Source organism: uncultured Sphingobacterium sp., from assembly GCF_964277905.1.
Lineage (GTDB): Bacteria > Bacteroidota > Bacteroidia > Sphingobacteriales > Sphingobacteriaceae > Sphingobacterium > Sphingobacterium siyangense.
Genome location: NZ_CAXYKD010000012.1, coordinates 47,639 through 68,753, shown reverse-complemented (window position 1 = coordinate 68,753; position 21,115 = coordinate 47,639). Strand labels below are relative to the sequence as shown.

Annotated in this window: 16 protein-coding genes and 1 tRNA gene; 9 read left to right on the top strand and 8 right to left on the bottom strand. The window is 39.8% G+C overall.

Annotated features, from left to right (window positions below; genetic code table 11):
* Positions 1–179 (bottom strand): GTPase (locus ACHWSC_RS07410; protein ID WP_394676337.1); only part of this gene is annotated, 179 nt, incomplete at its 3' end.
* Positions 180–294: 115 nt separating this feature from the next.
* Here ACHWSC_RS07410 and ACHWSC_RS07405 point away from each other — a divergent pair.
* The 8 genes from ACHWSC_RS07405 (at position 295) to ACHWSC_RS07370 (ending at position 14,627) form a co-directional block, all read left to right on the top strand.
* Positions 295–367 (top strand) — tRNA-Met (locus ACHWSC_RS07405).
* 324 nt (positions 368–691) lie between these two features.
* The gene (locus tag ACHWSC_RS07400) at positions 692–3,862 is read left to right on the top strand and encodes a SusC/RagA family TonB-linked outer membrane protein (RefSeq protein WP_394676336.1); all 3,171 of its coding nucleotides are present in this window, start codon (positions 692–694) and stop codon (positions 3,860–3,862) included.
* Between the two features lie 17 nt (positions 3,863–3,879).
* Complete coding sequence (locus tag ACHWSC_RS07395) at positions 3,880–5,514, top strand: RagB/SusD family nutrient uptake outer membrane protein (RefSeq protein ID WP_394676335.1); 1,635 nt, start codon at positions 3,880–3,882, stop codon at positions 5,512–5,514.
* Positions 5,515–5,803: 289 nt separating this feature from the next.
* Positions 5,804–8,893, top strand: coding sequence for a SusC/RagA family TonB-linked outer membrane protein (locus ACHWSC_RS07390; protein ID WP_394676334.1), 3,090 nt, complete (start codon positions 5,804–5,806; stop codon positions 8,891–8,893).
* A gap of 23 nt (positions 8,894–8,916) precedes the next feature.
* Entirely contained in the window at positions 8,917–10,662 is a 1,746-nt protein-coding gene (locus ACHWSC_RS07385; protein ID WP_394676333.1) for a RagB/SusD family nutrient uptake outer membrane protein, read from the top strand.
* 169 nt (positions 10,663–10,831) lie between these two features.
* Positions 10,832–12,133, top strand: coding sequence for a ribosome biogenesis GTPase Der (gene der, locus ACHWSC_RS07380; protein WP_070569188.1), 1,302 nt, complete (start codon positions 10,832–10,834; stop codon positions 12,131–12,133).
* 21 nt (positions 12,134–12,154) lie between these two features.
* Positions 12,155–13,621 carry a cysteine--tRNA ligase gene (gene cysS / locus ACHWSC_RS07375; protein ID WP_120333619.1) on the top strand — a complete coding sequence of 489 codons (1,467 nt, stop codon included), beginning with the start codon at positions 12,155–12,157 and terminating at the stop codon, positions 13,619–13,621.
* A 121-nt stretch (positions 13,622–13,742) separates the two neighbouring features.
* Positions 13,743–14,627: a DUF4440 domain-containing protein gene (locus tag ACHWSC_RS07370; protein WP_070569123.1), complete on the top strand. Its 885-nt coding sequence runs from the start codon at positions 13,743–13,745 to the stop codon at positions 14,625–14,627.
* A 78-nt stretch (positions 14,628–14,705) separates the two neighbouring features.
* On the opposite strand, the gene ACHWSC_RS07365 is transcribed toward ACHWSC_RS07370, so the two are convergent.
* Complete coding sequence (locus ACHWSC_RS07365; RefSeq protein ID WP_145329853.1) at positions 14,706–16,055, bottom strand: peptidylprolyl isomerase; 1,350 nt, start codon at positions 16,053–16,055, stop codon at positions 14,706–14,708.
* Between the two features lie 482 nt (positions 16,056–16,537).
* On the opposite strand from ACHWSC_RS07365, the gene ACHWSC_RS07360 reads away from it, so the two are divergent.
* On the top strand, positions 16,538–17,629 hold the full coding sequence (locus ACHWSC_RS07360) for a lactonase family protein (RefSeq protein ID WP_394676332.1): 1,092 nt from the start codon (positions 16,538–16,540) through the stop codon (positions 17,627–17,629).
* 61 nt (positions 17,630–17,690) lie between these two features.
* Here the strand turns inward: ACHWSC_RS07360 and mnhG are convergent, their stop codons facing one another.
* From mnhG to ACHWSC_RS07330, 6 genes are read right to left on the bottom strand one after another with little or no spacing between them, the layout of a single operon-like run.
* Entirely contained in the window at positions 17,691–18,041 is a 351-nt protein-coding gene (gene mnhG, locus ACHWSC_RS07355) for a monovalent cation/H(+) antiporter subunit G (RefSeq protein ID WP_046671613.1), read from the bottom strand.
* A complete protein-coding gene (locus tag ACHWSC_RS07350) occupies positions 18,034–18,309 on the bottom strand; it encodes a monovalent cation/H+ antiporter complex subunit F (RefSeq protein WP_046671612.1) in 276 nt (91 codons plus the stop codon). The genes mnhG and ACHWSC_RS07350 overlap by 8 nt, the downstream gene beginning before the upstream one ends.
* Entirely contained in the window at positions 18,306–18,764 is a 459-nt protein-coding gene (locus ACHWSC_RS07345) for a Na+/H+ antiporter subunit E (protein ID WP_227550155.1), read from the bottom strand. Before ACHWSC_RS07345 ends, ACHWSC_RS07350 begins: the two co-directional genes overlap by 4 nt.
* 19 nt (positions 18,765–18,783) lie before the next feature.
* Positions 18,784–20,292, bottom strand: a complete 1,509-nt coding sequence (locus ACHWSC_RS07340) for a proton-conducting transporter membrane subunit (RefSeq protein WP_394676331.1) — start codon at positions 20,290–20,292, stop codon at positions 18,784–18,786.
* The gene (locus ACHWSC_RS07335; RefSeq protein WP_046671609.1) at positions 20,289–20,645 is read right to left on the bottom strand and encodes a Na+/H+ antiporter subunit C; all 357 of its coding nucleotides are present in this window, start codon (positions 20,643–20,645) and stop codon (positions 20,289–20,291) included. Before ACHWSC_RS07335 ends, ACHWSC_RS07340 begins: the two co-directional genes overlap by 4 nt.
* Positions 20,645–21,064, bottom strand: a complete 420-nt coding sequence (locus tag ACHWSC_RS07330) for a Na+/H+ antiporter subunit B (protein WP_343320672.1) — start codon at positions 21,062–21,064, stop codon at positions 20,645–20,647. Before ACHWSC_RS07330 ends, ACHWSC_RS07335 begins: the two co-directional genes overlap by 1 nt.
* Between the last annotated feature and the right edge of the window lie 51 nt (positions 21,065–21,115).

Sequence of the window (21,115 nt, the reverse complement as noted above, 5' to 3'; positions counted from 1 at the left end):
GTGTCCGAAAACACAATTTGATGGTCTTCATCGTTTACAATACCGATAATGCGGTGTCTTGTCGTTTGCGCTTTGGGTGTAATGATAGACATTTTTTCACCCACTAAAGCGTTCATTAGGGTGGACTTACCAGCATTTGGCTTTCCGATGATACTTACGAATCCTGCTTTATGTGACATTTTTCTAAATTTTATTAGGATTACAAAGAAACAAAATATATCTTTGTACTCCAATTCGGAAGGATCATAATCTTGTTTTTTCAAAAGAAAAAAGCAATTTTGTTCAAAAATATATTGCGGGGTGGAGCAGTTGGTAGCTCGTCGGGCTCATAACCCGAAGGTCACTAGTTCGAGTCTGGTCCCCGCTACTAAAAGAAAAAAGCCGAGGTGAATATCTTGGCTTTTTTTGTGTCCTAATTTAGTCTCTCCAGTAAAACTTTCAGCTGCTAAAAAACAATCTCATTTCATGTTTTATAGGTTACGCTGTGCCCCATTTTAGAATATAGTCGATTTACGTACGAAGGATGCAAAATAGGTATGTAGATACATGGTTATGCAATCGTTTGCCTAGTTTGCGCAATCGATTTCGTTTATTCTATATTTTGATATACTCCTATCTTCTTCTAGTTTTAGCATTCATGTACCTAAATTTTGATTAGAATGCTAATCAACTTTTAAACTAACTATTAAATATGATCATTTCAAAGATTCTTAGTAATCAAAAATTGAGCTTATTGTCTTTAGCCCTACTTGTCACAAGTGCAAATAACGTGGCTAATGCGAAAAACCTTAATTTTTCCGAAAACAGTGTTTTGTCTCACGACCTGCTATTTCAACAAAAAGTAACGGGTAAAATTGTATCCACAGATGGTCCAAAAGCGGGCGTAACCATTCGTGTTAAAGGGACTTCTAAATCTACCTCATCTGATGCAGATGGGCAATTTACTATTGATGCCAAGAACGGCGACGTTTTATTGATTAATAGTATAGGCTATAAACCACAGGAAATCATCGTTACGAGCCCAGTTGTAAGCATTAATTTGGAATCTGCTAATGAGGCGTTAGAAGAAGTGGTCGTTGTTGCCTACGGAACACAAAAGAAAGTGAATATGACTGGTTCGGTAGCTACAATTACACCAAAACAATTAGCAGAACGTCCAGTGACTTCTCTCCAAAACGCATTGCAAGGTATTTCTCCAGGTATAACTGTGTTAAATAGACCAGGTGAAGTTCGGAAAGGAACTTCAGCAGCCTCCAATGCAGGGGCAATTACTGTTCGGGGAAGAACAAACTTGGGGTCACCATCACCAATGTTTATTATTGATGGAATTCCTGCAACGAGTGCGGAATTTTCGGCTTTAAGTCCTAATGATATATCAAGCATGTCTGTTCTGAAAGATGCGGCCTCAGCTTCACTTTATGGCTCTAGAGCAGCCAATGGCGTCATCCTGGTTACGACAAAACGTGGCGGTGGAGAAAGAGCAGTCATTGGTTTTAATGCAAACTATGGGTTTCAACGGGCGACTTTCCTACCTGAATTTGCAGACGCCGTGACTTATGCTGAACTTTATAACAAAGCGATGGTAAATGCCGGAAAGGCAGCTACATTTAAACCGGAAGTAATCGAGAAGTTCAAAAACCAATCTGAGCCAGATTATTATCCGAATAACGATTGGTATGATCAAGTTTTAAAACATACAGCACCACAACGTGATTTTGGTCTAAATGTGACAGCGCCAGGAAAGATTACAAACTATTACCTGGGATTGAATTATTTTGATCAGCAGTCTCTTACACCAGGACGAAAGCAAGATCGTATCAATATGAAGCTTAATACCAATACCGATGTTATTAAGGACTTATTGACTTTTAACACGAATATATCTTTTTTGAAACAGGACTATGATCGTGTCGGGAGTGAGATAAGTTGGGTCGAGATGGGACGGGCTTTGCCTTTTACAGTAATACGTCAGTCTGATGGTTCTTGGGGTTCTATCTCGAACGGAACAGCGAACGCAACCATTGCAAAAAACAACCAATTGCGCGCTATTACTGAAGGTGGCCGCGGAAACAACCGAGATAATTATTTGCAGCTGGCTGCAAACGCATCATTAAAACCGTTAAAAGGTCTTTCAATCGATGGTGCGATATCTTTGAAATATACGAATACCAATTCGTTCGATTTTATCAATCGAACAGATCCGGTCATCAATTTCATTACCAAGCAACCAATGGCTTCGACTGCTAATGCGATCAATGAGCTTAAAGAATATTGGGGTAAACGTCAAGAATTATTGTTGCAAGGAACGATCAACTATGAACGTACATTTGGTGATCACTTTGGGAAAATTACAGCAGGTGCTTCGCAAGAATCAAATGTATATCGCGAAGCCTTCCTGGGAAGACAGAATTTCGTAAGTAATGATGCATCGACCATTATCAATGGGAGTTCGGGTGAAATTAGCAAGGACGATACAGGTTTAGCTAACCGTACAACTCAAGATGAGTGGGCATTGCGTTCGGTATTTGGTCGATTCAATTATGCGTATCAAGATAAATACCTGTTGGAAGCGAATTTACGTATGGATTACTCATCAAGATTTTCGCCCGAGATCAGAAGAGCTACATTCCCATCTTTTTCAGCGGGTTGGAATATCAATAAGGAGTCTTTCATGGAAAATGTGAAATGGGTTGACTTGTTGAAACTTCGTGGATCCTACGGTTCGTTGGGCAACCAAGATGCTGTTGCAATCGGAAACTATTTTAATTTATTGGATCGTTTCTCCGCCTATAGTTTTGGAGGCAATGCGGTGGATGGTCTGGAACAGCTATATGGTGCCAACCGTTTGGCTTTGTGGGAGAAAGTGACCATGAGTAACGTAGGTATTGATGCAACATTTTTAGGTGGAAAATTTAATTTGGTTGCTGATTATTTTGTGAAAAAATCAGAAGATATTTTGCTTCAACCTGCGAGTTTGTCTACCTATGGTTTTGATAAAAAACATACACCTTACTATAATCAAGGTATTACACAAAATAAGGGGATTGAAATTTCATTGACTTATAATGGAAAAATTGGCGATGAATTCACCTACTCTCTATCGGGTAATATTTCTAAGATCAAGAATAAAATCATTTCATTGGGTGACGTAAACGAAATTGTAGACAGCTATTATATTAATCGCGTAGGAGGTTCTGTTGGGGATTACTACGGATATAAGACATCCGGTGTATTTACAAGTCAGGGAGAGATAGACAGCCATGCGGATCAAAGCAGTCTTGGAGCAACAACGAAAGTAGGTGATGTTAAATACGTTGATATTAATGGTGATGAAATCATAGACGCCAAAGATCGCACCATTTTAGGGAATGATGTGCCTTGGTTTAATTACGGGTTTAATGTTCGTGCTGCCTATAAAAACTTTGATTTAGATGTGTTGACCTATGGAGTGGGGGGAGTGAAAACATATTTGGAAAACGAAGCCTCGCAACCTTTTTTCAATGGTGCAAACATTAAAAAAAGTTGGGTAAACGGTTGGTCGGAAGAAAATAATAAGGCCGATGCACCATTTCCACGTATTACATTGACAGGTGATGCTCCTCAAAACTATAAAACGTCTGATTTTTGGCTATTTAGTGGTAATTATTTTAGGATTCGAGCTATTACTGTGGGGTATACTTTTCAAAAAGAAGTTTTATCACATATGAAAATGTCTCAATTGCGATTGTTTGCCTCTTCCACAAACCCATTTACCTTTATGGCGGATAAACGTCTCGGAGATTATGATCCTGAAACAGGTTCTGGTAGAGCTAGTTACCCTGGTGTAAAAACATTCTCGATAGGTTTAACTGCTAAGTTTTAATTTTTAACATTCACACAATGAAAAGAAATATATTATATCCACTATTGGCCACAATGCTTTTACTTGGTGGATGCTCAAAGGATTTTTTGGATCGGATTCCGGCAAATAAAACAGCAGAAGAGGAATTTTGGCGAACTGAAAATGATGTGAAGCTAGCTGCAAATGCTATTTACAATAAACTATCGGACGGTATGTATACGGATGGTGCTTCTGACTTGGTTCATGCGCAGTACCCTTGGGAAAGTGCTTCTACCGTTATCTCATCGGGATCTGTAGCGACAGATTTGGATGCAGGTTGGGATTATCTCCCTATACGTTCTTGTAACTACTTTCTGGAGAACGTAGATAAAGCAAATATGGATACGCAGCTTAAAGAACGCTATAAGGCAGAAGTACGTTTCATTCGCGCTTATTTATATATCCCCATGGTAGAAAAATTTGGTGATATTCCCTTGGTGACCAAAGTTCTGACAAGAGAAGAGTCGAATGTGCCACGTAATTCAAAAAGCGAAGTTCTGGAATTTCTATTCAATGAATTGCAGGATATTTCGACAAAATTACCTGTTTCATATGATTCCGATAAAGGGAGAATTACCAAAGGGGCAGCATTGGCTTTAAAGGCACGCCTTTATTTATTTGAAAATAATTGGGAAAAGGCAGCTTCTACAGCAAAGGAAGTAATGGGCTTAGGTTATTCGCTTTTCAAGGTAGGAAGCGAATCTGAAGTAGATAAAAAAGATAATTACAGCCAATTTGTTGATTTTGATAATGCTGCAGATGAAAATAAATTCAGATTGGGATTGCGTAGCTATGAAACATTATTCGAAGTGGAAAATGAAGGTAATAGTGAAGTTATATTGGATCGGCAATATATTCGCGTTACCCAAAGTCAATCCAATAATACATTACTTATGGAAGGCGGAGTTGGGGGCTGGAGCTCGCTGACTCCAACACAGAATCTTGTTGACTTATATGCGAGTTACAAAACTGGACAGCCGACTGCTAAAGTTGATCCTAAGGTACGTGCAGAAAATTATGCAAAAGCTAATAAAGCAGATTTTGTGAAAGAATTTAAAAATAGAGATCCGCGTTTTTATGCTTCTATTCTATTTGAAACTGCGCCATGGAATGCGTTGACAGCAGATGGTGGCTATACCTTTACTTGGCAAAGTGGTAAGTCTAATATGTCGCAAACTGGTTATAACTTTAGGAAACTTGTTGATCCAACTTCCAATAAAGAACAAATCGATTCTTACGCAAATATTATCCTATTGCGTTATGCCGAAATATTGTTGACTTATGCTGAGGCTCGGAATGAAGTATCTGGTCCAGAAGCTTCCGTTTATGATGCTTTAGATGCAATTCGTGTTAGGGCAGGTATGCCCAAAGTTGACCGCACAGCTTATGCATCTCAAGCTCAATTGCGCGAATTCATTCGGAATGAACGAGCAATTGAGCTGATCCTGGAAGGTACACGTTACTATGATATTCGTCGTTGGAAGACAGCTCCCATTGTGATGAAAAATATTTACAACGTAACCAATGGACTAGCACAGGAACGTGTTTGGAATGATAAATTATATTTAATGCCGGTTCCTCAAAGTCAGATAGACCTTTCTTATGGTATATTGAGCCAAAATAAAGGCTATTAATATTCCAATAACTTGAAGCAAAAACGGGCTCCTTCATGATTGAAGGAGCCCGTTTTATTTAATCATTTTAGGGATACTATATCGTTTATACACTATGAATTACATCCTGTGGTGATAGGCGTTTCTTTTCGTTGCTATTGGATGTTTATGCAATCGTTTGTTTAATTGGCGCAATCGATTTCGTTGTTGCTAAATTTTGATATACTATCATCTTGCTTTAGATTTAGCATTCATGTACCTAAATTTTGATTAGTACGCTAATCAATTTTTAAACTAACTATTAAATATTATGATTTCAAAGATTCTCGACAATCACAAGTTGAGTCTGTTATCATTAGCTTTACTCATTGCAAGTACACACAACTCGGCTAATGCTAATGGTCTTACGTTTCCAAACAACAATATTTTGTTGAATGATGCGGTTTATCAACAAAAAGTGAATGGAAAAGTGCAGTCTACAGACGGCCCATTGGCTGGAGCAACCATTAGCGTTAAGGGGAGCGGTAAATCGACATCCGCTGGAGCAGATGGACGTTTTACAATAGATGCTAAAAATGGTGATGTACTGGTCGTTACAAGTGTTGGTTATAAAGCACAAGAAGTGACCGTGACAGGACCGGTTGTTAACATCAATATGGAGTCCAATAGTGAGGCACTTCAGGAAGTTGTCATTGTTGGTTATGGAACACAACAGAAAAAAGAAAGTTTGACTGGCGCTCTTCAGGCGGTTAAAGGAAACAAATTACGTGATGTCACTACGCCATCGGTTGAAAACATGCTAAATGGTAAAGCTGCCGGGGTATATGTTGCCCCAGGAGCCGGTAAACCAGGCTCAAATGGCGGTGTTGTGATTCGTGGTCAGGCAACATTAAGTGGTACGACAAGCCCATTGTGGGTCATTGACGGTGTTATTGTTGGCTCAAGCCCAGGCGATATCAATCCGGACGACATTGAATCATTAACCATCCTAAAAGATGCTGCTTCAACGTCAATTTATGGTTCTCAAGGCGCAAATGGTGTTGTCGTTGTGACAACTAAAAACCCTACTGCATCCAAAACAAGCATTAGCTTTTCTACAAAAATGGGTATCAACCAACTTTCCAATGGACACATGGAAATGATGGATGGTGCTGAACTTTATGATTATTTTGCCTCTTTTTCTAATCCAGGTGACATCAAATTTCCACGATGGAATTCTGAATTACGTAATAGCAATTTTGACTGGTGGAGACTGGCGACAAAAACCGGATTTGTCCAAAACCACAATTTGTCTATTCAGGGTGGAAATGATAAATTACAGTCTTATTTGTCTTTAGGTTACTACAACGAGGCCGGTGCTGTAAAAGGATATGATTACGATCGTTATAATTTTAGATTACGTACCAACTATAAGCCTTTCGATTGGTTGACCATTAAGCCATCTATTGCTGGATCAAGACGTGCTGTAGATGATCGTCAATATGATGTCAATGCCATGTACGGCAATCTTCCTTGGGATAGTCCTTACGACGCAAATGGAAATTTAGTGCCACATCGTTACAGCGGATGGGTCAACAACGCAAGTACAAACTACTTGTATGACCTCCAATGGAATCATAGTGCCAATACCAATTATGAATTTATGGGTAACTTAGATTTCGATATCAAATTAACAGATTGGTTGACGTTCTCCTCTGTAAACAATTATCGTTACAATAGTTATTCTGATAGCGGATATCAAGATCCACGATCAAACAGCGGCGAAAGTGTAATTGGTCGTGTGACAGATTATCGCATGGAATTTGCCCGTCGGTATACCAACCAGATTTTACGTTTCAACAAGACTTGGGATAAACATAGCCTGAATGGATTGGCTGCATATGAATTTAACGACTATTGGACAAAAACCTTAGATGCTTATGGAACGGGTATTGTAAATGGTTTCGAGGTATTGGATGTTGTTGCAAAACCAGAGCGAACCAGAGGTGGCATTTCCGAATGGGCAGTACAGTCATTTTTGTCTAATGCAAACTATGCATACGATAATAAATATTTGGCACAGGTATCTTTCCGTCGTGATGGAGCATCCAATTTTGGTACCAATGCAAAATATGGAAATTTCTTTTCAGTTAGTGGTGGTTGGAATATCAATAAGGAAGAGTGGTTCAAGGCTGATTGGGTAGATAATTTAAAACTGAGAGCGGCTTATGGATCGGTAGGTAATAGACCAAGTTCATTATATCCGCAATATAGTCTTTACTCGGTGTCTGCATCATCAAGTTATAATGGTATACCAGGGGCATTAATTAGCCAGATCGGTAATAAAGACCTGACTTGGGAAAAAACCTACACAACTGGTTTTGGGGTTGATGCAGCTTTGTTTAAGAATAGATTGCGATTCAATGTTGATTATTATGACAAGAAGACCAATAATGTACTTTATCAAGTGCCAATCAGCGGTCTGACCGGTGTCACTTCTATCTGGAAAAATATTGGTAAGATGCAAAACCGGGGGATTGAATTGACCATCGGTGGCGACATCGTTCGAAATGACAATGTACATTGGAGCTTGGATGTTAATTTGAGTCACAATGTGAATAAATTGACCGAGCTATTTGCGACAAAAGATGCCAACGGTAATCTTGTTTCAAAACCAATTATCGCAGGTGACGGATCGGGTATCGCTGGATCAGCGCAACGTCTGCTTCAGCCAGGTTTTCCGGTAGATACCTATTACTTAAAAGAATGGGCAGGTATTAACGTAGATAATGGTTTGCCAATGTGGTATCGATACGAGACAGATGCCAATGGCAATGAAACAAGGACAACGACGTCGAACTATTCCAATGCAACCTTCCGTAATGTAGGAAAAGGAAATCCGGATCTTTTCGGCGGTTTCAGTACGGCTTTAAGTTATAAGCAGTTTGACCTGAATGCGGTGTTCGGTTTCTCCTTGGGTGGTAAATTATATAATTACTCGCGTCAGGAGTTTGATTCGGATGGAACCTATACTGATCGTAACCAGATGAAGTTACAGGATGGTTGGAGCCGTTGGGAGAAACCTGGCGATGTTGCCACTCACCCGATTGCAAGATACGACAACCAAGATAAAGGTAATTCACCTTCAACACGCTTCTTAGAAAGTAACAATTTCTTGAAAATGAGATCACTGACCTTAGGGTACAACTTTGATCTAAAGAAATATAACATCAAAAATTTACGTGTCTTCTTAGCTGGGGAGAACTTATTTACGATTACAAACTATTCAGGTGTCGATCCAGAGCTTCCATTGACTGAGCCGGATGGCAAAGGAGGGGGTGGTCAAATGATCCGTTCAACGGGCGTTTCGGTGTACCCAATGGTTCGTAAATATATGTTTGGCGCAAGTGTGACATTTTAATTTTAACGTTTAGAAAATCAATCATGAAAAAAATACTAATAGGACTTTTAATAGCTACAGCAGTGTCCTCTTGTGATATAGATCGTCTTCCTTATACTTCAATGGATGAAGAAAATATCGTTAATAATCCGGATGCAATGGTAACAGGTACCTATGCGCAGTTAAAAGCCTGGTCCGACCCGATGCATCGACTTGGAGAATATGCCGGTGATAATATGATGATCCGCGGGTCATCGACAGATGCATTTTACGAATTTATTTCCTATGCAAGAACACCAAATAATTACCGTTTGCAAAATTTTTGGGACTATGGCTATAAGGCTATTGCACAGTCTTCGAACGTAATCAAGATGTTTGCGGAAGGTCAGAGTACAGAAATGGATAATAAATTGGGTGAATGTTATTACATCCGTGGAATGATGTATTTTTACCTTTGTCGCGCATTCGGGAAGCCTTACTACCAAAGTCCAGAAACAAACTTAGGCGTTCCGATTGTCAATGGTACACCTGAAGATGTTTTCAATGATTTGAACTTACCGGACCGTGCATCTGTAAAAGATACTTACGCGCAAGCGATCAGTGATCTGAAAAAAGCAGAAGCTTTAATGACACTTGATAAAGGGGCAGCATATGCGTCTAAGGATGCAGCGCAAGCGATGCTTTCCCGTATATATCTGTATATGAGTGGTACGTATAAAAATCCAAATGCGGAATATGCGCGTCTTTCTGTAGAGTATGCGGATAAAGTGATTAACTCAGGCAAATATGTCCTGTTGGGCCGTGAGCAGTTCATGAAATACAATACCTTTAGACCTGAAGATAACAAGGAGACCATCTTTGCGGTGAAACGTGTTGCGTCTGAGTTCTCGGGCGATGATCATTATTATGGTATCGGTGGTATGTATTCCAATATTGGTGGTATGGGCTGGGGTGAGATGTATTCCAGTGCAAAATATATTGATCTTTTAAATGAAACTGGTCGTAATGACTGGCGACCAGATCATTATAGTATTGTGGATGCACGCGCAGCTTTTATAGAGCCAACTTATTCCAAAGACGATAAAGGTAATTACTCAACTGTTTTTCGATTTATCAAACAGAACTCACCTGCAAAAGTCGGTGACCCTAAAACATTAAGTTATGTGCAAATTCCGGCCATTATTAATGGGAATACAGTAATTGCTCGAGAAGTAAAAAAGGTAGGTGATCAAGAAGTTGCTAAAGAATATACTTTAGCGACAATTAATGCTGGTCAGCAGACTTATTCCATTACCTATGAAGACGGTAATACCTATTCGGGTATGATTGATTACTATATTTCCTTAAACCGTGCTTATCCACAGTTTTATATTGTGAAATGCTCACGTGAAGGCGAGGAGTCTCAACTGCACTCCCCTGTAATCAGCCGCTTGGGGGAAATTTATTTAAACCGCGCAGAGGCTAATGCAAAATTAGGTAATTATGGTGCAGCGCTAAATGATTTAAATACCATCAGAAATCGTTCTATTGTCAATGGCGGATATACTTCAATTGATGCGGCCAGTGCAAGCAAACTGATTGACAAAGAGCGCCAGTTAGAATTGGCCTATCAGGCTGAACGCAGCTACGATGTGTTCCGTAACGGAGACCCGTTAAACCGTACATATCCGGGGCCACAAAAACAATTTGAAGATATTCTACCAACAGATTTTAGAGTAACTTATTTTATTCCTCAGGATGCGATCAATTCATATCCTGGCAAATTGACTCAGAATCCAACGTCTAACTAGGCGAATATTGATAATTTAAACCCTATAAATGGCTTTACTTCACGGTAAAGCCATTTTTGTTTTTGTGTCGCGATAATCCCTTTCGAATCCGTATCTTTGTTCCCTTAAGTATATTTTTAGCATAAAAGTGCCGCCTGCTGTGATAGTGGGTGGATCAAATAAAATAAATATGGCAAATATTGTTGCAATTGTTGGTCGTCCAAATGTTGGTAAATCTACCTTATTCAATCGTCTTACAGAAAGTAGAAAAGCGATTGTTGATGACTTTAGCGGCGTGACGCGCGACCGTCATTATGAAACAGCCGAGTGGATCGGAAAGAAATTTACAGTAATTGATACAGGTGGTTTTGTACATGGTTCGGATGATGTCTTTGAAGAGGCTATTCGCGATCAGGTCTATATCGCTATTGAAGAAGCTTCAGTAGTTATATTCATGGTGGATGTCACAACTGGTATTACCGACTTGGATGACGAAATCGCTGATATTCTGAGAAGAAGCTCCAAACCTGTGTATGTAGTGGCCAATAAAGTCGATCACGCGAAATTGCATCATGAATCGGCAGAGTTTTATGCCTTTGGTTTAGGAGAGGTCTTCAATATCTCGTCGGCTACAGGATCGGGTACAGGTGAACTGTTGGATGCTGTGGTTTCTCATTTCGAAGTGGAGGAGGAAGAAGAAGAATCCTTACCTAAATATACCATCGTAGGCCGCCCGAATGTGGGTAAATCTTCTTTGACAAATGCTTTGATTGGCAAAGATCGCAACATTGTAACGCCAATGGCAGGGACAACACGTGATTCAATCCGTATACATTACAATCAATATGGACATAACTTTTTATTGATCGATACTGCAGGTCTTCGTCGTAAGTCCAAAGTAAATGAAGATATTGAGTTTTATTCGGTGATGCGTACCATCAAAGCCTTGGAAGATTCTGATGTGACGATTTTAATGTTGGACGCACAGGATGGATTAGAAGCGCAGGATGTTAATATTTTCAACCTGGCAGAGAAGAACCGTAAAGGTATCGTAATTGTTGTCAATAAGTGGGATTTGATCGAAAAGGACAACAAAACAATGAAGGCTTTTGAAGATCGCATCAAAGAGAAAATAGCACCATTTACAGATGTGCCTATTATCTTTACTTCCGTAACCGAAAAACAACGTGTTCTTAAGGTGTTGGAAGTTGCCGACAAGGTATATGCCAACAAAACCAAAAAGATCCCTACTTCCAAATTGAATGAAGTGATGTTGGATATTATCGAGAATTATCCACCGCCATCCTTAAAAGGTAAATATATCAAAATTAAATATGCAACACAGTTGCCAGGACGGACACCGATGTTTGCATTCTTCTGTAATCTGCCACAATACATCAAAGATCCGTACAAACGTTTTATTGAAAACAAATTGCGTGAGAACTTTGACTTTACAGGTGTGCCAATTCAAATATATTTCAGACAAAAATAGATTTCCAAGCAGCGATTAAACATGGACCATAATCTCTATTTATACAATACGCTTTCGCGAACAAAAGAAAAATTCGAACCTATTCATCCCAACCTTGTTGGTATGTATGTATGTGGACCCACAGTGTACAGTGATGTGCATTTGGGGAACTGTCGGACGTTTGTGTCTTTTGATTTGATTTTTAGATACTTGCGTCACCTTGGTTATAAAGTGCGTTATGTGCGCAATATTACCGATGCGGGGCACTTGGAAGGCGATCGTGATGAAGGGGATGACAAATTTGCAAAAAAAGCAAAATTGGAACAATTGGAACCGATGGAAATCGTTCAAAAGTATACGATAGGTTTTCATGACGTATTGCGTCTTTTCAATACGTTGCCGCCCAGTATTGAGCCTACTGCGACAGGACATATTTCCGAGCAGATTGAAATGATCGAACAGATTATAGAGAATGGCTATGCCTATGAGCGGAACGGTACAGTCTATTTTGATGTTGAAAAATACGTTGAAACATACGATTATACGATATTGACCAATCGTAAATTGGAGGATATGCTCAATAATACCCGTGAATTGAGCGGTCAGGATGAGAAAAAGGGGCGTTTGGATTTTGCCTTATGGATCAAAGCAAAACCTGAAACGATTATGCGTTGGCCTGCACCTTGGAGTGTTGGCTTCCCAGGTTGGCATATTGAATGCTCGGCCATGAGCAGAAAGTACTTAGGTGATCAGTTTGATATTCATGGCGGTGGAATGGATTTGGCAGCTACACATCATACCAATGAAATTGCACAGTCTGAAGCATGTAACCATACGAGCCCTGCCAAATATTGGATGCACACGAATATGTTGACTGTAAATGGTGCGCGTATGTCCAAATCTGCAGGAAATGGATTTTTACCGGGCGAACTATTTACTGGAAATCATCCCTTATTGAATAGAGGTTATTCGCCGATGGCCGTACGCTTCTTTATGTTACAGGCGCATTATAGAAGTACGTTGGATTTCTCCAATGAGGCATTGGATGCGGCCGACAAGGGGTATAAAAGACTCATGACTGCAATCAGTCTTTTAGACAAATTGAAGGTGTCGAAAGGTGCTGATTCATTCAATTTAGCTGAAATCCGCCGCAAGTGTTACGCAGCTATGGATGACGATTTTAATAGTCCTGTACTCATTGCCGAATTGTTTGAAATTGTCCGTATCATCAACTCGATTTATGATGGTAAAGCGAAAGTAACCGCTGAAGGATTGGAAGGTCTTCAAGTATTCATGAAAGAATTTGTTGAGGATATCCTAGGGCTTAGAAACGATCAGACTTCAGCATCCGATGATATCGATGACGTCATGAATCTGGTCATTAAACTACGTAATGAAGCCAAAGCAAATAAAGACTTCGTCACCTCTGACCGTATTCGTGATGAGCTTAATTCTATTGGAATTCAATTGAAAGATAGCAAAGAAGGAACACTTTGGAATAAGATTTGATAGATAAGAAATCGAATTTATAAAAAAGGAATAAAATGGAATATTACTATTGGGAAAACACATTATCCGTGGAAACCAAAGGATATTCCATATAACCTTTAAAAGAAAGATCAATTTGCATATGAATTTTTGGAATAGGCTATCCGTCGTCGCATTCATGAGTGTTGCTGGTACAACACTATATGCGCAGATACCTGAGAAAGTTGGAAGCCTATTGCAGGCCGATAAGGATGCTGCCGCATTGGCTAAAGCGTCTACTCCGCATCAAGCGTTTCTTTCGATCATTGATAAGGAATCTACGTTTTACGTCCCATCGGCAGTAAATGCTTATAACTATCTTAATAATAGACCAAATATTCCCGATGTTTTAAATTGGCAGCCTACGTTTGCGTTGATTGCTAAAAGTCAGGAGTTTGGTGTGACTTCGGGATCTATGGACTTTCAGAAAGTAGGTGCAAGATTGCGTCATGGAGAATACTTGACTGTCTGGAAACGCAACAAAAAGGGTAAGTGGCTGGTCGATATTCGGGCCGAAGTTGAAAACAACGGGAAGGATGGGGAATTTGATCTTGAATATATCGAACCTACCGATTCGTGGTATCTGAAGCATCGCTCTAAAGTGCGATTGAATCAACGTGAAGATATTGTCCTGGAGACAGACAAATTGATGTCAACAGTTCTGAAGGCCGATAACCCAACCGCATATAAGGAGTTCTTAAGTGAGGATGTCCGCTTTTTGTTCCCTTGGACCAGTCCTATGGAGGGAAAGGCCACAATGATGGCTTACCTCAAAAAACAACGGATGACGATAGAAACAGTGCCCGAAGAAGTAAAACGTTCGTATAGTGGCGATTTTGCCTATACCAAGGGAACTGCAACGGTACGACAAAAGGATAAGGTGGTGAAGTATAATTATATTCGTATCTGGCAACTGAGCGAATTGGCGAAGGATGATGTTAAGAAAGCGAACTGGAATATTCTGATCGAGATGATGTTTGAGAAATAATAGGACGATTACCAAATAAAAAAAGGGCTTGAATATATACTATTCAAGCCCTTTTTTTATAGGATAAGTGTTGCACACTTATTGTTTTTTCCATTTTTTCAATTCATCGCATGAACCAAACTCGTCACTGATATTGATAAATGTTGTTTTCGATTTATCATCGAACCATTTACTTAGATTGCGATTGATTTTATCTTGTCTGGCAGCCTCTTTGATTTTGGTGAAATCCTCGTCCAAATTTGCTTTGTGCGGCGGAATACGTGTTTTCAAGTAATTGAAACGGTAACCAACATCTCCCATTTTGTCTGTAAATTGCTCTGGTTTGGAGTATTCTCCTGGTTTTAGTGGATCAATTGCAGTAAATACTGATTTTTCCAAGCCATCCATAGGAATTACGGTTGTGCGGCTTGAGCCTTCTTGATTTAGGATCATACCCCCATTGAATTTACTTTCCTCTGCATCTGAATAATTTGTAGCAGCGTGATAAAAGTCCATTTTTTTGTCAACTACCAGTTTATAGATACTGTCCAATTTATTTTTGGTTCGTTCCAACGCTGCCGCACCAGGATTGATCTTCATGAGGATATGGCGTGTATGCACCTCTTCGCCTCGTCTTTCCAACACCTGAATGATATGAAAGCCAAATTTGGATTCTACAATTGGTGAAATTTCTCCCGGTTTTAATTTAAAAGCCATCGCGGAGAATTCCTTTACGTAGTTGTCACGTGTTCCGAAACCTAAATCACCTCCATAAGGAGCAGATCCGGGATCTTGCGAGTATATACGAGCCATTGTACCAAAGTCCGATCCATCTACAATCTGCTTGCGGATACCTTCAATCTTATCTCGCTGCTCTTTTTTTTCTGCATCTGTCAATTTGGGCATCATCACAATCTCACCAATTTCTACCTCGGTATTGAAGTAAGGCAGACTGTCTTTATTTAATCCTTCAAAATAACGCTTTACTTCCAATGGTGTTACGTCTACTTTTTGAACAATGTTTTGCTGCATTTTGTTAGCTTTCAATTGCTCAAAAACACTTGAACGCATTTCTTCTTTGTATTGCAATAAAGAGCGGTTGAGGAATTTTTCAAGACGTTCTTGCCCTCCTGCCTGTTGTGACATATGACGTAGGCGGGAGTTAAGGTTATCGTCAACTTCGGTTTCCGTTACATCTATAGAGTCAATTACTGCCTGTTGGGAAAGCAGCTTCTGAATGATTAACTGCTCAAGTACGCCGCATTTAAAATTTTCATTAGGTTTATTCCCTTGCGCTAACCATTGAGAATATTGCATATCCACGTCGGACTGTAAGATAATGCCCGATCCAACCGTTGCTACAACGCGATCAATAACTTGACGTTGCGCAAGACTGGCCTGAATTGATGCAAACAGCAATAAAAACAATATATAAATGTTTTTTTTCATCCGTATAAATTATTTATGATATTTATGAGTGATCTTCATTTGTATAAATGAACTCGTTTCACTCGGTTATTTGTTCATCATTTATTTTTTTGTCACAAGCATTCACGCTGCCTTCGGCAGTATGCGTAGTAATTGTGTTCAATATATACTTTTTTGAACAACAGCACAAAATTATCAGATTATATGAATTATTCGTACTTTTATTTAACAATATTTTTGTATTCCCAATATTTTAAATGGGTGATTTTAGAATTGTTAAAATTGATGTGCTAAAATACGCATTTGCCTATTAGAAAGGACGGTTTTAACCAAATTTAACAAGTCTATTGACGATATTTACGCCTGTAAAATGGAGGGGGTTTAGATCCTCACACGGAGGAATGAATGGGAAAATTTAATTGGGTTCCCGTATAATTTAGCAACAAACTTGATGTAACGGTCTCATTCAACAAATGAGTAGCTACATCTATAAAATAATTTCAATGAAAAAAGCATTTATTTATTTGATGACAATTTTACCTCTGGCTAGTTTTGCGCAACAGATTCCCATGTTTGTGGGCACATATACGAGCAAAACCGCGAGCAAAGGCATCTATATTTATAATTTTGATGTTAAAACTGGTGAAACAACCTTGTCGAGCACGCAAGAAAGTAAAGATCCATCCTTTTTAGCGCGAAATAATAACTTTATTTATGCTGTTAATGAGGTTCCAAATCAAGAGGGGACTGTTTCTGCCTATTCTTTTAAGGACGGTCATTTAACTTTTCTAAACTCACTTCCTTCCGGAGGGGAGTCGCCTTGTTTTGTTGAAGTACATCCTAAGGGTAGCTTGCTCGCTGTGGCAAATTATACAGGCGGCTCTGCAGCGCTGTTTGATTTAGAAAGTAATGGTGTTTTAAGCAAAAGAGCACGATTAATACAACATGAGGGCAAGGGGGTAGATCCCGTACGCCAAGAAAAGCCACACGTACATTCTACTTTTTTCTCCAATAAAGGGGATAAGTTGTACGTCCAAGATCTTGGTTTGGATGAGATTTCTATTTATCCGGTGAATAAAACTGGAAATGCCTATAGTCTTGCAGATGAATCAGAAAATATCTTTACACCAGCAGGAGGGGGACCACGTCATATCGTGTTTGATAAGAAAGAGAAATTCCTGTATGTCGTATTGGAAATGACCGGCCAAATTGCATCGTATAAGAAAGATGGTGATGCATGGATGTATCAAAGTACCTTTGATATCAACCCCGAAGGTTTTAAAGGAAGTAACGGCGGTGCTGATATGAAGATCTCTGCTGATGGAAAATTCCTGTATGCGACCAACCGTGGCGATGCCAATACGATAGCTACTTTTTCGGTAGAGAAGGATGGGGAATTGAAGAAAATAGCGAATCTTTCAGTAAAAGGTAAAGGTCCGCGTAATTTTAACCTTTCTCCGGATGGGAAATATCTTTTGGTCGCCAATCAATATACCAACAACATTGTTTTGTTTAGCCGGGATGCTAAAACGGGTTTGTTGACAGATACTGGAAAAGAAATTGCTGTACCAGCGCCAGTTTGCATTATCTTCTAATCCAAAAAAGAAGTTCGAATAAGAAAAGAAGATTTTTAGGAAAAAGCGCATACGGTTTTTCTTAAAAATCTTCTTTTCTACAATCTAATTTACCTTCCTTTTCAAGGTCATTTAAGGTGGTTCCCTTCCATGTTTTTACCCGCTGTATATAGGCAGCTCTGCCAATCATGTGTGCTGCAACCGGAGCCGTGAGGATAAGAAAAAATCCAATAGCTATAGCCTTGGTCGTTACGGAGACATCCGGGAAGGTCATTGCCGCACAGATAAGTAAAAGTCCCACACCCAGCGTTGCCGCCTTTACCGTAACCGAAAGACGTAAATAAAAATCGGGCATCCGCAAGATGCCAATAGACGCAAAAAGTATGGCCAATGCCCCGATGGTACTGAGAATGGCTAAAGTAATATCAATCATCTTTGCTTTGTTTTTCTAAATAAAATGAAAATGCGATCGTACCAAGAAATGCGATAAGCGCCAAGATCATGGCAATGTCTAAAAACACTTCCTGCGAAGTTCGTATACTATAAACGGTAATAATGCCAATTCCGATGGTGATAATGAGATCTAGGGCAATAACACGATCAAATATCTGGGGACCTTTATACAGACGAATAAAAGCCAGTATGACTGAGATAGTCAAGATCGGAAGGATCACATAATCAAAATAGCTATTTAAAGTCATCTTAAGAGTTCTAAAAGTCTTCGTTCAACATTATTTTTAAGGGTAGAAACAAACTGTTCCTTGCTTTTCATGTACATGACGTGAATAAAGAGCGTTTTTTTATCTTCACTTACGTCGAGGATAAGTGTGCCAGGTGTCAACGAGATAAAGGTTGAAAGCAGGTTAATTTCCAAATCGGTTTTTGCATCCATGGGATACTTGACAATCGCAGGTTTGATAAAAAACTTGGGGGTTATCACGTCGTAGGCAACCTGCACATTGGCGACAATCATTTCCCACAGGAAAAAAAGAATAAAACTCAATGTTTTGGGGACCCGATAAAAGTAGCGTTGATCCACCTCATTCCTGTTCATAAGCCAAAGGATGCCAAATCCCAGCATAAAGCCGAAAAGGAAGTTGGTGTAATACATCGATCCCGTCAATGCGACCCAGATAAAGGATAACATGAGGTTCATTAAAAACTGTTTTATCATATCATTTCTGCCCTCCTAATACAGCGTTTATGTAAGGTGATGTGTCCAATAATTGTGTAGCGATCTGATCCGCGACATGGATAATCGCTTCGGCATTGAGTCCGATATACAGGGACGCAGATGCTAAAATAATGACAGGGAGTATGAGCATTGTTCTTTTATAGCCGATCATACCCGCAAATTTGTCCTCAATGATTTCCGGATCAGGTGCATCTTTCCAGAATACTTGCGCCCACATTTTGGCGATGACAAACAAGGTGATAAAGCTGCCAATAATCAGGGCTCCCGCGAAAGCATACTTCTCTAAGTGGAAGGCATCTTTGAATAGATAGATTTTAGGCCAGAAGCCCGAGAGAGGCGGGATGCCCACCAGTGAAAAAAGAACAATGGCAAAAAGTAATGAAATCTTTGGGTATTGGGCATAAAGTCCACCCAGTTTAGTCATATCCATGGTGCCGCGGAGTTGCCGTATAACACCGGCTATGAGGAATAAATTCGTTTTGACCATGATATCATGGATCAGATAGAATACTGCGCCCAATAAAGCCCATTTGCTATACAGGCCCAATCCGCCAATCATAAAACCAATATGACAAACGATCAAATAGGAAAACAACCTCCGGATATTGGTTTTGATCAATGCACCAAAGGCGCCCGTCAGAATTGTCAATATGGCTAGTACGATAAGGAGTTCTTTGGTAAAATGATTGGGAATAAATAGTAAGGAAAATACCCTGAACAAGGCGTAAATCCCAACCTTGGTCAATAAGCCTCCAAATGTCGCTGCTACGGCCGAAGGTGGCGTATGGTAAGAGGACGGTAACCAAAAATAGAGTGGAAATACGGCGGATTTAATCCCAAAACCGATCAGGAAAAATGTTGCTGTAATTTCTACTAAAGCCTGATTTTGTATTTTAGGAATACGCAGGGCCAGGTCGGCCATGTTTAACGAGCCTGAAATACCATAAAGTATACCTATTCCGGTTAGGAAAAATGTGGAAGCCAGGATATTCATGGCCATATATTTTACTGCTCCTTCCAACTGGGATTTTCTACCCCCCAAGGTCATGAGTACAAAAGACGAAATAATAATGACTTCAAACCATACGTACAGGTTGAAGATGTCACCTGTCAGAAAGGCGCCGTTAAGTCCCATCATCAAGAAGTGAAAGATCGGGAAATAGCCATAGAGGATGCGCTGACGCCCCACACCGACACAGGAAAAGATGGAGACCGCCAGACCTGCTATAGAAGTCAGGAGAACAAGGGTACTGCTGAATAGATCGGCAACAAAAACGATCCCAAAAGGAGCTTTCCAATTGGCTGCATTCATGGTCAAAATACCATCATCATAAACTTTGAAGAACAGTTTAAAGGCAAGAATGAGTGCGAGCAAGCTTCCGCCAACGCTCAGAAAACGTTGTGCAGTGGATTTGCGCCACAACATCAGTTGGACAATAGCAATAAATAAATGCACGATGATCGTGGCAATAATGTGGTTGTCTATCATATATCTTCTTCCTCAGGCGTGTTCAAATCATCCAGATCATCTGTACCCAGCAATGCATATACACGCTTGAGTAAAACGATGGCAAAGGAGGTTAGGCCAAAGCTGATCACGATGGCCGTTAAAATAAGTGCTTGCGGAATCGGGTCCGCATAAATATCGGTGAATACCTTCAGATCGGGGCCAATGATGGGTGGTTTACCTTTAATAATGTTTCCCAATAAGAAGATCAATATATTGGTACCATTGCCCAGTAACATAATCCCCAGCAACAATTTCACCATGCTTCGACGCAAGATGAGGTATATTCCGGCCGCATAAAGGATGCCGATCAATAACACGAGTATCAGTTCCATTATTCTTCTTCAGTAGTTAAAGCAATTGTAAATAAAATCGTCAGGACGACACCGATGACAACAAAGTATACACCAAGGTCAAAAAATAAGGCGGTTCCTATCATCCCGATAACGGGAATTTTCTCTTCCAGCCAAAGCCCGGTCATGACGGGATAGCCAAAAAATGTAGGTAAGAACATGCTTATGGCCGAAATCCCCAATCCTATGGGAATAAGTGACAAGGGTTTGTACTGAATCAGTTTCATGGTATTTTGAGGGCCAAAGGCAAAACTATGCAGCACAAAGGCAATCGAAGCAACTAAGCCGCCAACGAAACCTCCGCCGGGGTAATAATGCCCCCTGAGTAGAAGGAACACCGAGAAAAGTAAGAGTATCGGTAATAAATACCGCGTAGCGGTCTGTAATATTGTACTGTTCATTTGTTACTATTTAGCAAGGAGTTATCAGCTCATTTGTGCATAACCTTTATC